The following is a 13,387-nucleotide window of genomic DNA, read 5'->3' on the forward strand; positions in this document are numbered from 1 at the left end:
CTTCTGCGGGTGCGCTGCGTGGTTGTCAGGCGGTCGTGCTCGCGGTGGGCCCGCCGGTGGACGGGACGCTCGTCGCGGGCCGGCTGGTCTCGGGCGGCGGCGCGCTGCTGGTGACCGGGGCGCTGGCCGGGGGAGGTGAGCCGGCCGTGGGCGGGGGTGGCGAGCTGGACGTGGGGTCCTTGGGTGTCGGGGGCTTCGCCGAGCTGGGCGGCGGATCGGACGAGGGCGGCGCCGCGGAGGACGGCGGACCCGAGGACGGGGGCCCGCTGGTGGGACCCGGGCTGCTCGGTCCGGAGCTGCCGGATCCGGAGGACGACGGCGGTGGGGCCGAGCCGGACGGCGGTGACGTGGACGACGAGGACGTGGACGATGAGGACGGGGACGACGGGGACCACGAGGACGTCGATGGCGTGGAGCCCGAAGGATCCCGCGTCGACCCGGACGAGCCGGGCGCCGACCCCGTCCCCGACCCCGACTGCGGGGGAGTGGACGTCCCACTCGACGAGCCCCCGGACGTCGCCCCTCCGGCCACGCTCAACGTCACGTACTCCCCGAACCGCAGCTCCGTCCCGGCCGGCGGATCCGACGCCGTGACACGGGCGTTGTCGGGCGGCAGCCCTCCGCCGGCGAAGGCTGCCGCCAGCCCCGTCCCGGCCAGCCGTCGGCTCGCCTGCCCGAACGTCGTCCCGGCGAGGTCGGGCACCGCACGCCGCTCCCGCGTGTCGAACGCCGTGTCGTCCTCGCCCGTGGTGCCGACGGGACGGTTGACGCCCCGGGCGGGTTCATGGACGTCGACGAGAGCGAGCTCCTCTACTTCCCGCGTCGCGGGCCGCACGGCCACCACGGACGACTTCTCGTAGCCCTTCCACTCCTCGTTGCGGTCGTCGAACTCGACCTTTATCCGCGTCGTGTCACCCTCGAAGGGCCGCAGCGGATTTCCGCACGAGCACTTCACCGCGGGAAGACCCCGCTCGTCGACGAGAATCGCGATTCCCGTCTGAAGCAGCGCGTTGAAGGGGACAGCATTCCCCTTTTTGTAGTCGTGGTTCTTCACGAGAGTGTCGTGACGCAGGAGTACGGGTGTGAGGCGGCCGAGATAGTCCGGAATCTCCGCCGTCGTGAGGGAGAGCGCGGCTGCCCAGGCCTGTGCCTTGCGCTCATTGGCCGGGTCGGTCAGGGACTCCTTCAGCCGTGCGACGTCGCAGATCGTCGGCTGCTTCGACCCCCCGTACAGACCAGGAGTGTCACCCCGCTGCAGACCTCCGTGCGCCGTCTGCGCCCGTACCTGCGCGTCCCGCCCCAGCCCCTGGTTCTCATCGAAGAAGGGCGCGAGCGACGGAACTCCCGCGGCCACCGCTTTCACCACGGACAACGGTGTGTTCCGGTCGCACCCACTGAGCGCCAGAACGAAGACCAACAGGACTGCGATCCTCCGAATCACCGCTAATTCGGACCTGTGCACGAAAACGCGAAACGCCATTACCGCTCCCCCCGGCGGTTCCCCCGACGCGCTTCATGCTACTGAAAGGCGAAGCCTTTCGGTTTCCTCAGTTCCCGCGTGCGTTCAATGAGGCCAAATAGGCGTTGTACGCCTCAAGTTCCTTGTCGCCGTCGCGGTCGGCGGCCCGGTCCTTGCGCTTGGCCTGCCGCTGCTCGGAGCCGTACCACTGGAACAGCAGCGCGATCAGCACGAGTACGGACGGAATCTCACTGAACGCCCAGGCGATGCCGCCGGCCGCGTTCTGGTCGGAGAGCGCGTCGATGCCGAGTGAGGCGGGCGGGTTCTTGAACGTCTCGACCATCGGCTCCGACGCCATCATCAAGGCGATGCCGAAGAACGCGTGGAACGGCATTCCCGCGAACAACTCCAGCATCCGCATCAGATACCCCGGCCGATGCGGACCGGGATCCAGGCCGATGATCGGCCAGAAGAACACCACACCCACGGCGAGGAAGTGCACCATCATCGCGATGTGGCCCGGCTTGGAGCCCATCAGGAAGTCGAACAGCGGGGTGAAGTACAGGGCGTAGAGGCTGGCGATGAACAGCGGAATGGTGAACGCCGGATGCGTGATGATCCGCATGTACCGGCTGTGCAGCAGGGCCAGCAGCAACTCCCGCGGCCCCTTGCGCCCCCGCCCCGCCGGCGGCATCGCACGCAACGCCAACGTCATCGGCGCACCGAGCAGGAGGAGAATCGGCGACAACATACTGATCACCATGTGCTGCACCATGTGCACGCTGAACATGACCATCCCGTAGTCATTCAGCCCGGTGCACATGACGAGCATCACGGACAGCACCCCGGCGACGTACGACACGGTCCGTCCCACGGGCCACTTGTCCCCACGCCGCGTGAGCCGCACGACACCCCACGCATACAGCGCGAGCCCCACCAGACAGGCGACGAGGAAGAACGGGTCCGCGGACCACGCGAGCCCCCGCTCCAGCGTGAACGGCGGCAGATCCATCATCATGCCGTGCCCGCTGTGATCCATCCGCCCGGCTCCTGTTTCGTGGGGGTTGTGCAAGTCTGTCCGCACACAGACTAGAACTGCCCCCGGTCGGCATGGCGACCGGGGGCAGCTGTTCAGGGGCGAACCGCAGCTACAGCACGCACTCAGCCTCTTCGTACCGGTTTTCCGGCACGGTCTTCAGCGTCTGCACGGCCTCCGCAAGGGACACCATCTCGATGTCGGTCCCGCGAAGTGCGGTCATCTTGCCGAACTCACCCCGGTGCACGGCCTCCACCGCGTGCCACCCGAACCGGGTCGCGAGCACCCGGTCGTAGGCGGTGGGCGTACCACCCCGCTGCACATGCCCGAGGATCACCGGCCGGGCCTCCTTGCCCAGGCGCCCCTCCAGCTCGATGGACAGCTGACGGGCGATCCCGGCGAACCGCTCATGCCCGTAGATGTCCTTGCCGCCCTCGTCGAACTCCATGGAGCCGGGCCGCGGCTTGGCCCCCTCGGCCGCCACGACGATCGCGAAGCGCTTGCCCGCCTCGAACCGCTCACCGACGACCCGGCTCAACTCCTCGATGTCGAAGGGCCGTTCCGGCACGACGATGGCGTGCGCGCCGGCCGCCATGCCGGAGTGCAGCGCGATCCAGCCGGTGTGCCGGCCCATGACCTCGACCACGAGCACCCGCTGGTGGGACTCGGCGGTGGTCTTGAGCCGGTCCAGGGCCTCGGTCGCAACGCCCACGGCCGTGTCGAAACCGAAGGTGACGTCCGTGACCGCGATGTCGTTGTCGATGGTCTTCGGCACACCCACGACGGGCAGGCCGCTGTCCGACATCAGCCGGGCCGCCTTCAGTGTGCCCTCGCCGCCGATCGGGATGATCGCGTCGAGGCCGAGCTCCCCGAGATGGCCCTTCGCCCGCTCCACGCCGTCCCGCAGATGGGAGGGCTGGACCCGGGAGGAGCCGAGAATCGTGCCGCCGCGAGCCAGGATGCCGCTCACCGCGTCGAGGTCGAGCTTGAGGTAGTCGCACTCCAGAAGGCCCTTCCAGCCGTCCCGGAAGCCGATGACCTCGTCGCCGTGGTCGACGACGGCGCGGTGCACGACGGACCGGATGACGGCGTTCAGGCCGGGGCAGTCGCCGCCGGACGTGAGGACACCAATGCGCATAGCCCGAAAAACCTTCTCAACGTGGGCCGGGACCGGACCACGTTGTCCGGCTCGAATCCCCGCCACCCTAGCGGCATCAGGGGGCGGGGCCGAACCCTGCGTCCGCCTGCTGGACGACCCCGCTCACCTGTGCGGACGCACCGTCAGACGGGCTGGTGACAGCAGCCTGGAACCCAGGTGTACGAGCCGGTGCCCGGACCTCAGGCGGGCTGCTGCGCGGCCGCGATGCGCTCGCCCCGGAGCGCCTCGTACCAGCGGTCGTCGGTCGGCGGCAGCGCGTTCACGTCGAGCGCGAGCTTCAGCAGCAGGTCGGCGATCAACGGGTTCCGGGCGAGCACCGGGCCGTGCATGTACGTACCGAAGACGGTGTCGTTGTACGCACCCTCCGTTCCGTCGCCCGTGCCGTTGCCGTTGCCGAAGCGGACCTTGGCGAGGGGGCGGGCGGTGGGGCCGAGGTGGGTGACGCCCTGGTGGTTCTCGAAGCCGGTCAGCGGGGGCAGACCGAGGCGCGGGTCGATGTCGCCGAGCACGTCACCGACGCACCGGGCCCCTTCACCGCGCACGGACACCACGTCGATCAGGCCGAGACCGGGCTCGCGCTGGCCGAGGTCGTTGATGAACTCGTGGCCGAGGATCTGGTAGCCGGCGCACACCGAGAACACGATGGCGCCGTTCTCGACGGCCCGTTGCAGACCGCCGTCCCGGCGCAGCCGCTCGGCCGCCAGCCGCTGCGGCCGGTCCTCGCCGCCGCCGATCAGGTAGATGTCGCCGGAGGTCGGGATCGGCTGGTCGCTGCGCACGTCGAGACGGGCCACGTCCAGGCCGCGCTGGCGCGCGCGGCGCTCCACGACGAGGACGTTGCCCTGGTCGCCGTACGTGCTGAGCAGGTCCGGGTAGATCCAGACGACCCGCAGTTGGTTGTCGCTCACTTAAGTCCCCTGAAGTCTCGTGCTCAGTTGCCGACGCGGCGGCGCAGGTCCTGGAACGCGGTGTAGTTCGCGATGACCTCGATCCGGCCCGGCGGGCACAGCTGTACGGCCTGGTCGAGGGTGTCGCAGACCTGGAACTGCTGGTTCGCGACCTCCAGCCGCACCGCGAGGTCGAGTCTGCGGTCGCCGACGACGCAGATCGGGTGCCCGGTCAGCCGCGTGTAGTCGACGTCCCACAGCCAGGAGGTGTCGGTGCCGTCGGCGCCGCGCGCGTTCACGGAGAGGATCACCGGGGTCGGCGGCGGGTCGATGAGGGAGAACGTCTCCAGCCAGCCGGCCGGGTTCTTGGCGAGCAGCAGCCGCAGGTCCCGGCCCTCGAACTGCACGACGTCGTAGCGCCCGGCGACGGCCTGTACCTGGTACATGCGTTCCAGGGCGACCTGCGGCGGCACTCCGAACACGGCGGCCACGGCGGCGGACGAGGCGGCGTTGGCCTTGTTGGCGCGCCCGGGCAGCTGGAGGTGAATGGGCCAGGCCGACCCGTGCGGGTCGAGGACGTGATCACCGGACAGCGCCCAGCTCGGCGTGGGACGCCGGAAGCCGCACTCACCGCAGAACCAGTCGTCGCCCGGCCGCTGCATCACACCGCCGCACGACGGGCAGGACCAGGCGTCGTCCTTCCACATCTGTCCGGCGGCGACCCAGATCACGTTCGGGGACGAGGAGGCCGCCCACACGACCAGCGGGTCGTCGGCGTTGGCGATGATCACGGCCTTCGAGCCGGCGAGCCCCTCGCGCCAGTTCTCGGCGAGCATGCGGGTCTCGGCGGCGCGGTCCAGCTGGTCGCGGGAGAGGTTGAGGAGCGCGATGCACTTGGGGTCGGTGTCCCGGGCGACCCCGGCGAGGTACTTCTCGTCGACCTCGATGACGCCGTAGCGAGCCTCCGAGCTGCCCGCGAGCGCCGAGGTGATACCGGCGGGCATGTTGGCGCCGAGGGCGTTGGAGACGACCGGCCCGGCGGCCCGCAGGGCCTCCGCGATGAGCCGGGTGGTCGTGGTCTTGCCGTTGGTCGCCGACACCAGGACCACGTCCAGGTTCTGCGCGAGCCGGGCGAGGAGGTCGGGGTCGAGCTTGAGTGCCACCCGGCCACCGATCACCGAACCGCTGCCGCGCCCCGCGGCACGCGACGCCGCCGCGACCGCCTTGCCCGCGGTCACGGCCAGCTTGGCCCGCGGCGAAAGCGGGTCCGAGTTGCCTGACATCAGTCCTCGATCCTCCTTGCGTACGCGCCGCGCCTCTGCCTGACGGCAACGTGGTGGTGGTCAGCCTATCGAGATCCATTCGCACTCCCGAATCGCCGTACCCTTGCGGCCATGCGAAACGGCTCCATTCCGGGCGCGCGCGGGCGCGTCCGTCCCCTCACCGTGCTCGGCGACCCGGTGCTGCAGGCACCCTGCAAGGATGTCACCGACTTCGGCCCCGAATTGGCGACGCTGGTGGAGGACTTGTTCGCGACGATGTACGCGGCGCGTGGCGTGGGCCTCGCCGCGAACCAGGTCGGCGAGCCGCTGCGGGTGTTCGTCTACGACTGCCCGGACGACGAGGACGTCCGGCACCTGGGCCATGTGGTGAACCCGCGGCTGGTGGAGGCGGACGGCGTGGTGCTGCGGGGGCCGGAGGGCTGCCTGTCCCTGCCGGGCCTGGAAGCGGGCACGGAGCGGTACGACCATGCGGTCGTCGAGGGTTTCACGGTGACGGGGGAGCCGGTGACGATCCACGGCACGGGGTTCTTCGCACGCTGCCTGCAGCACGAGTACGACCACTTGGAGGGCGGCCTCTACGCGGACCGCGTAACGGGCTGGCGCCGCAGACGCCTGATGCGACAGGTGGCCCGAGCCCCTTGGCGCAGGCCGACGCTGCCTGCCTAGGCACCGTCAGAACCCGGGGCCGCCCACCTTGTCCCCGGCGGCAGCCAGCCGTCCCCACAACAGATCGGCCAGACTGCGTACCAACTCCGCCCGCGAGCAGGGTCGTTCCCCGAGCCACCAGTCGCCCGCGGCATGCATCATGCCGACGATCCCGTGCCCCCACACCCGGGCCAGCTGCTGACTCCCGGGCCCGAGATCCAGCCGCTCCTCGATGACGGTGGCCAGTTCCTCGCCCATCCTGCGGAGCAGCGGCGCCGAGTGCTTGCCGACGTCGAATCCAGGGTCTCCCGGCTGGCCCCCCTCCGCCGGATGCATCAGGAACCGGTACACCTGAGGCCGCGCCTCGATCGCCGCGAGGTAGGTGTCCAACGTGGCCTCGACACGCTCACGCCGGTCCGCGGGGGCGTCCAGCGCCGCCCGCAGGGAGTCGAGCAAGGCGTCCGTGTGTCTCATGGCCAACGCCGCGTAAAGTCCGCCCTTGTCACCGAAGTGCCGGTACAGAATCGGCTTCGTGATCCCCGCCTCGGCCGCGATCGCGTTCATCGAGGCCTGCGGGCCGTCGCGAAGCACCACTCTGTCGGCGGCCTCCAGCAGCTCGCGCCGACGGCGGTCGGCGGACCGCTGTTGCTCGGTCCGCTGTGTGGTGTCCATGAGCTCTCCCCACCCGTGGTGAATCGATGACGCATGCGCAAACTAACACTCAACCAGCCGCAATCATCGAACGGACTGCCGACCGGCCATGGCGGGTTGACTTTATCTACCCACGAGTAACAAACTAAGGTTACCGCTAGTAACAAGCATCAAGCATGCACGTACGCCGCTGGAGGGGACATGGCCGAGTTCACCATGGAGCTCAACGACGAACAGAAGGAGGTCCGGGACTGGCTGCACGGCTTCGCGGCCGATGTGATCCGCCCCGCGGCCGCCGAATGGGACGAGCGTGAGGAGACTCCCTGGCCGGTCATCCAGGAGGCCGCGAAGGTCGGCATCTACTCGCTCGACTTCTACGCCCAGCAGTACTTCGACCAGACCGGTCTCGGCATCCCCATGGCGATGGAGGAGCTGTTCTGGGGTGACGCGGGCATCGCCCTGTCGATCGTCGGCACCGGCCTCGCCGCCGTCGGCGTCCTCGCGAACGGCACCGAGGAGCAGATCGGCACCTGGGTGCCCCAGATGTACGGCGATGCCAACGATGTCAAGCTTGCCGCGTTCTGCTCCTCCGAGCCCGATGCCGGCTCCGACGTGGCCTCGATGCGCACCCGTGCCGTCTACGACGAGGCCAAGGACGAGTGGGTGATCAACGGCACGAAGACCTGGGCGACCAACGGCGGTATCGCCAACGTCCACGTGGTCGTCGCGGTCGTCGACCCGGACCTGGGTTCCAAGGGTCACGCGTCCTTCATCGTCCCGCCGAACACGCCGGGCCTGGCCCAGGGCCAGAAGTTCAAGAAGCACGGCATCCGTGCCTCGCACACCGCCGAGGTCGTCCTGGACAACGTGCGGGTGCCGGGTTCCTGCCTGCTGGGCGGCAAGCAGAAGCTGGACGAGCGGCTGGCGCGGGCCCGTGAGCGGGCCAAGGCGGGCGGCGGCGAGCGGGTGAAGAACGCGGCGATGGCCACGTTCGAGGCCTCGCGGCCGGCCGTCGGCGCGATGGCCGTGGGTACCGCCCGTGCCGCGTACGAGGTCGCCCTCGACTACGCGATGACGCGGGAGCAGTTCGGGCGGCCGATCATCGACAACCAGGGTGTGGCCTTCCAGCTGGCCGAGATGGCGACGCAGATCGATGCCGCGCGGCTGCTGGTGTGGCGTGCCTCCTGGATGGCGGTCAACGGGAAGCCGTTCACGGCGGCCGAGGGGTCGATGTCGAAGCTGTTCGCGAGTGAGACGTCGAAGAAGGTCACGGCTCAGGCGATACAGATCCTCGGGGGCAACGGCTACACCCGGGAGTACCCGGTGGAGCGGATGCACCGGGACAGCGCGATCTACACGATCTTCGAGGGCACGAGCGAGATTCAGCGGCTGGTGATCGCCCGTACGCTGTCGGGCATGTCGATCCGGTAGCGCCGCAGAGGTCTGCCGCAGGGCGCCCTCGCGCCCTGCGGCGCTCTTCTACGGTGCGGTGCCGCTGCTGTGCGCGATGCACGCCACATCGATGCGGTCCGCGAGCTTCGCCAGCTCGATGGTCAGCGCAGCCACCGTGTCCTCGTCGAGCCCGTCCTCCCCGGCCTCGACAAGGTGCAGCCACCGACCCCCCACCGTGCGCAGCAGCTTGCTCACATCGGAGGCAGCCACCTGCAAGGTCCCGCGGTCATCGACGATCAGCGGCAGAGTAACTTCGCGGTTCACACCCGGGATCGTAGTCGCGCGGCGCTCACGCACCCTGCCAAACCGTGGTGATGTTGCAGAACTCGCGGATTCCGTGCCCGGACAGCTCACGCCCGTATCCGGACCGCTTCACTCCGCCGAACGGGAACGCCGGATGGGACGCCGTCATCCCGTTGACGTACACGCTTCCGGCCTCCAGATCCCGTACGAACCGGTCGACCTCGGCCTCGTCGCGCGTCCACACGTTCGAACTCAGTCCGAAGGGTGAGTCGTTGGCGATCAGTACCGCCTCGTCCAGGTCGTCGGCCCGGTACAGCGTGGCGACCGGCCCGAACGCCTCCTCGCGGTGGATCCGCATCTCGCGGGTGATGCCGGCGAGCACGGTGGGCGCGTAGTACCAGCCGGGCAGTTCGGGCCGCCGGAGCTGGTGGCCGCCGCACAGCACGGCCGCTCCGCTGCGCCGGGCGTCGTCGACGAGCTCCTCCAGGTCGTCCCGGCCCCGTTCGCTGGACAGCGGGCCGACGTCCGTCTCCTCCTGCGTCGGGTCGCCGACCACCAGCGCCTTCATGCCCTCCACGAACCGCTCGGCGAACGCCTCGTAGACGTCCGTGTGCACGATGAACCGCTTGGCGGCGATGCACGACTGCCCGGTGTTCTGCACGCGCGCGGTCACCGCGATCTGCGCGGCACGGTCGACGTCGGCCGACGGCATCACGACGTACGGGTCGCTGCCGCCCAGTTCCAGCACCGTCTTCTTGACCATCTCCCCGGCGGTGGCGGCGACCGCGCGGCCGGCCGGCTCGCTGCCGGTGAGGGTGGCCGCCCTGACGCGCTCGTCGCGCAGGATCTCGTCGACCTGTCCGGAGCCGACGAGCAGCGTCTGGAAGCAGCCCTCCGTGTAGCCCGCGCGGTGGAACAGGTCCTCCAGGTAGAGGGCGGTCTGGGGGACGTTCGAGGCGTGCTTGAGGAGGCCGACGTTGCCCGCCATCAGTGCCGGGGCCGCGAAGCGGATCACCTGCCAGAGCGGGAAGTTCCACGGCATCACCGCGAGCACCGGACCCAGCGGCCGGTAGCGGACCCGGACCCGCGAGGCGCCCGAGTCCTTGACGTCGGAGTCCGGCGGCTCCTCGTCGGCGAGCAGTTCCTCGGCACGGTCGGCGTACCAGCGCATCGCCTTGGCGCACTTGGCGACCTCCGCACGCGACTGCTTGATGGGCTTGCCCATCTCGGTGGTCATCGTCCGGGCGATGTCGTCCTGGTCCTCCTCCAGGAGACTCGCGGCCTGGACCAGCAGGCGAGCCCGGTCGGCGAAGCTGGTCGTCCGGTACGTGCGGAACGTGGCCTCGGCGAGCTGGAGCCTGCGCTCGATCTCCTCTGCGCCCATGGCCTCGTACGTCTTGAGCGTCTCGCCGTTCGCCGGGTTCACCGTCGCGATGGGCATGACCGACCTCCTGGGAGCGGGCTGATGCTTCGACCTTCCCGCGCGGCGGTGGCTACCGCAACGCGTGTACGGCCGCTCAGGCCGAGTGCTCCGCCAGCCGGTCGAGAAACGCGGCCTGGGCCTTCACGATGACCTCGCGCGCCCGGTCGACGCCCAGCCATGCCACCCGGTCGAGCTCCGGGAACTCCTGGGTCCGTCCCGAGCGCGGCGGCCACTCCATCACGAACGTGCCGGGGACGACCGTCGCCGGGTCGAGGTCCGCCTCGACGGCCCACACCGTGACGATCTTTCCGCCCGACTGCTTCACCTCGCCGAGGGGTACGGCCTCACCGTCGGGCGGCGCCAGCCCCAGCTCCTCCTGGAACTCGCGCCGGGCCGCGTCCCAGGCGGGCTCGTCGGGGTCGTACTCGCCTTTGGGGACCGTCCACGCCCCGGCGTCTCGCTTGGCGAAGAACGGGCCGCCCATATGGCCGAGCAACACTTCCAGACCGTCATCGGTGTGGCGGAACAGCAGCAGGCCCGCGCTGCGCTTCTCGCGCTTCTCGCCGGACGGTGTCACGGCTTCACCTCCGCGGTCACAGCTTCACGTCCGGGTGGGCGGCGAGCAGGGTCTCGACCGTGTCGGCCTCCTCGGGCCGCTTGTCCTCGCGGTAGCGGACCACGCGCGCGAAGCGGAGTGTCACGGCGGCCGGGTAGCGGGTGGAGCGCTGCAGGCCGTCGTAGGCGATCTCGACGACCAGTTCGGGGCGTACGGTCACCCCCCAGCCCTGGTGTTCCACGGCGAGTTCCTGGAGCCGCTCGGTCTGCCAGGTCAGCATCGTGTCGGTCATGCCCTTGAAGGTCTTACCGAGCATGGTGAAGGATCCGTCCGCCGTGCGGGCGCCCAGGTGGAGGTTGGAGAGCTTGCCGGTCCTGCGGCCGTGGCCCCATTCGGCGGCCAGTACCACCAGGTCCAGGGTGTGCACGGGCTTGACCTTCAGCCATGAGGCGCCGCGACGGCCCGCGCTGTAGGGCGCGTCGAGCGCCTTGACGACGACGCCCTCGTGGCCGCGCTTCAGGGTCTCGGCGAGGAAGTCCTCGGCCCGAGCGAGGTCCTCGGGCCCGGACACCGGGCTGCGGCGCACGCGCATCGGCTCGGGGACCAGCCGGGCCAGTTCCGTGTGCCGTTCCGCGAAGGGCAGGTCGAGCAGGTCGCGGTCGTCGACGGACAGCGCGTCGAAGAAGACGGGGGAGACGGGGACCTCCCTGGCCGCCGTCGCCACGTCCACGCGGGAGCCGACGCGGCCGGCGGTCTCCTGGAAGGAACGGGGGCGGCCCCCGTCGTCGAAGGCGATGACCTCACCGTCCAGGATGAAGCGGTCGCCTCTCAACCCCCGTGCGGTCGACGTCAGTTCGGGAAGCCGGTCGGTGATGTCGTCCAGGGTGCGGGTGTAGATCCGTACGGCGTCGCCGTCCCGGTGCACTTGCACGCGGATGCCGTCCAGCTTCTCCTCGACCACGCAGGCGCCGAGCTTGTCGACCGCCTCGGCCACCGAGGAGGCGCTGTGCGCCAGCATCGGCAGGACCGGGCGGCCGACGGTGAGCCGGAAGCGTTCGAGGGCGGCGGGTCCGTCCGCGAGCAGGGCCTCGGCCACCGTCTGCAGCGACCCGGCGAGCATCACCGCCCGCCGCACGTCCGAAGAAGGCGCCTCGGTCGCCTGCGCCAGCCCCTCCACCGCGACGGCATCCAGCGCGCCCTGCCGCACCTCGCCCGTGATCAGCCCGAACAGGAAGCGCTGCTCGTGCTCGGTGGCAGCGCCCATCAACTCGCCGACCATACGGGCCCGTTCGGCCTGCGAGCCGGTGCCGGAGACCTTGCCGAGCCCGGTCAGCCGGGCGTCCACCTCGCGCACCGTGAGCGTCGGCTCGGCGGCCGGGGCGACCGGCCGGCTCAGCACCTTCCAGCCGATGCCGAGCCGCCCCTGCGGCAGCCGTCCCGCCAGATACGGGATGACGATCGGTACGTCGTCCGCCTCGGCGTCCCGGAACAGCTCCGCGAGCAGAGCGATCTTCCGGGACCGCGCCGAGGTCGCGGCGACCTCCTGGGACACCTGGGCCAGCCGGGTCAGCAGCATGCAGCCATGGTGCAACGGAGGCGGCCGCTCTACACCCCCGCGGCCGCGTCGATGTCGGCGATCAGCATCTCCCCGTTGATGGTCGCCCCGGCGCGGTAGCCGCCCGCCGCCGCGTTCACGACCTGCTCGCCGAACCCCATCGCGTTGCCCGCGGTCCACACGCCCGGCACGGAGGTCAGGCCCGTCGCGTCGACCACCGGGTAGGCGCCGAAGGGCGTCTCGGTCATCTCGGCGCCGAGCCGCTGGAGCAGCGCGGTCTGCGGGATCGGGCGGGGCGCGACGAACAGCGCCTGGCGGTCGTGGACCGCACCTCCCCCAGAGGGGGTACCCCCAGCCAGCCGCACTCCGGTGAGCCGGTCGTCCTCGACCACCAGCCCCGCGACCTCGCCGGGAACGACCTGCACGCCCGCGGCGGCCAGCCTGCGCAGGTCGTCGTCCGGCAGGCTGTCCTCGGCGACCTCATGCAGGAAGAAGGTCACGTCCTTGGACCACTGGGAGACCATCAGCGCCTGGTGCACGCTCAGGGGGCCGGTCGCCAGCACTCCGAAGGCCTGATCGCGTACCTCCCAGCCGTGGCAGTACGGGCAGTGCAGCACATCGCGCCCGAAGCGCTCGGCGACGCCGGGGACGGCGGGCAGCTCGTCCCTGAGGCCGGTGGTGATCACCAGCCGCCGGGCGCGCACGGTGCGTCCGCTCGCCAACTCGACCGCGAAGTCCTCGCCCTGGGTGACGTCCACGGCGGTGTCCCGGACGAGTTCCACGCCGTACCGGGCGATCTCCTCGCGGCCGACCGCCAGGAACTCGGCGGGGGACATGCCGTCCCGGGTCAGATAGCCCTGCATGTGCGCGGCGGGCGCGTTGCGCGGCTCGCCCGCGTCGACGACCAGGGTGCGGCGCCGGGCCCGGCCCAGGACGAGGGCGGCCGAGAGGCCCGCCGCACCGCCTCCCACGACGATCACTTCGTACGTTTCGGTCATGGTGACCACCTCCACCCAGACCGTGCCGCGGAGGGCGCGG

Annotated in this window: 13 protein-coding genes; 2 read left to right on the top strand and 11 right to left on the bottom strand. The window is 70.5% G+C overall.

Annotated features, from left to right (window positions below):
• Positions 1–25: 25 nt before the first annotated feature.
• From OHO27_RS36735 to OHO27_RS36755, 5 genes are all read right to left on the bottom strand, one after another.
• Positions 26–1,480 (bottom strand): PASTA domain-containing protein, encoded by a 1,455-nt coding sequence (locus tag OHO27_RS36735; protein WP_328429246.1) that lies wholly within the window; start codon positions 1,478–1,480, stop codon positions 26–28.
• 67 nt (positions 1,481–1,547) lie between these two features.
• Positions 1,548–2,498 (bottom strand): cytochrome c oxidase assembly protein, encoded by a 951-nt coding sequence (locus OHO27_RS36740; RefSeq protein ID WP_328429247.1) that lies wholly within the window; start codon positions 2,496–2,498, stop codon positions 1,548–1,550.
• A 109-nt stretch (positions 2,499–2,607) separates the two neighbouring features.
• Complete coding sequence (locus OHO27_RS36745; RefSeq protein ID WP_328429248.1) at positions 2,608–3,633, bottom strand: 6-phosphofructokinase; 1,026 nt, start codon at positions 3,631–3,633, stop codon at positions 2,608–2,610.
• A gap of 200 nt (positions 3,634–3,833) precedes the next feature.
• The gene (locus tag OHO27_RS36750) at positions 3,834–4,562 is read right to left on the bottom strand and encodes a type 1 glutamine amidotransferase (RefSeq protein WP_328429249.1); all 729 of its coding nucleotides are present in this window, start codon (positions 4,560–4,562) and stop codon (positions 3,834–3,836) included.
• 23 nt (positions 4,563–4,585) lie between these two features.
• Positions 4,586–5,824: a MurT ligase domain-containing protein gene (locus OHO27_RS36755; protein WP_328429250.1), complete on the bottom strand. Its 1,239-nt coding sequence runs from the start codon at positions 5,822–5,824 to the stop codon at positions 4,586–4,588.
• Between the two features lie 111 nt (positions 5,825–5,935).
• Here OHO27_RS36755 and def point away from each other — a divergent pair, with 111 nt between their 5' ends.
• Complete coding sequence (gene def, locus OHO27_RS36760) at positions 5,936–6,490, top strand: peptide deformylase (RefSeq protein WP_328429251.1); 555 nt, start codon at positions 5,936–5,938, stop codon at positions 6,488–6,490.
• 6 nt (positions 6,491–6,496) lie between these two features.
• Here def and OHO27_RS36765 read toward each other — a convergent pair whose 3' ends face one another.
• Positions 6,497–7,141, bottom strand: a complete 645-nt coding sequence (locus OHO27_RS36765) for a TetR family transcriptional regulator (protein ID WP_328429252.1) — start codon at positions 7,139–7,141, stop codon at positions 6,497–6,499.
• 180 nt (positions 7,142–7,321) lie between these two features.
• Here OHO27_RS36765 and OHO27_RS36770 point away from each other — a divergent pair, with 180 nt between their 5' ends.
• Positions 7,322–8,551: an acyl-CoA dehydrogenase family protein gene (locus OHO27_RS36770; protein ID WP_328429253.1), complete on the top strand. Its 1,230-nt coding sequence runs from the start codon at positions 7,322–7,324 to the stop codon at positions 8,549–8,551.
• Positions 8,552–8,599: 48 nt separating this feature from the next.
• On the opposite strand, the gene OHO27_RS36775 is transcribed toward OHO27_RS36770, so the two are convergent.
• From OHO27_RS36775 to OHO27_RS36795, 5 genes are all read right to left on the bottom strand, one after another.
• A complete protein-coding gene (locus tag OHO27_RS36775) occupies positions 8,600–8,836 on the bottom strand; it encodes a DUF6213 family protein (protein WP_328429254.1) in 237 nt (78 codons plus the stop codon).
• Between the two features lie 25 nt (positions 8,837–8,861).
• A complete protein-coding gene (locus OHO27_RS36780; protein WP_328429255.1) occupies positions 8,862–10,256 on the bottom strand; it encodes an NADP-dependent succinic semialdehyde dehydrogenase in 1,395 nt (464 codons plus the stop codon).
• A gap of 76 nt (positions 10,257–10,332) precedes the next feature.
• Positions 10,333–10,815: an NUDIX domain-containing protein gene (locus tag OHO27_RS36785; protein ID WP_328429256.1), complete on the bottom strand. Its 483-nt coding sequence runs from the start codon at positions 10,813–10,815 to the stop codon at positions 10,333–10,335.
• Between the two features lie 16 nt (positions 10,816–10,831).
• Positions 10,832–12,370 carry an ATP-dependent DNA ligase gene (locus OHO27_RS36790; RefSeq protein ID WP_328429257.1) on the bottom strand — a complete coding sequence of 513 codons (1,539 nt, stop codon included), beginning with the start codon at positions 12,368–12,370 and terminating at the stop codon, positions 10,832–10,834.
• 29 nt (positions 12,371–12,399) lie between these two features.
• Positions 12,400–13,347: an NAD(P)/FAD-dependent oxidoreductase gene (locus tag OHO27_RS36795; protein ID WP_328429258.1), complete on the bottom strand. Its 948-nt coding sequence runs from the start codon at positions 13,345–13,347 to the stop codon at positions 12,400–12,402.
• Between the last annotated feature and the right edge of the window lie 40 nt (positions 13,348–13,387).

The sequence above is a fragment of the Streptomyces sp. NBC_00443 genome (assembly GCF_036014175.1).
GTDB lineage: Bacteria > Actinomycetota > Actinomycetes > Streptomycetales > Streptomycetaceae > Streptomyces.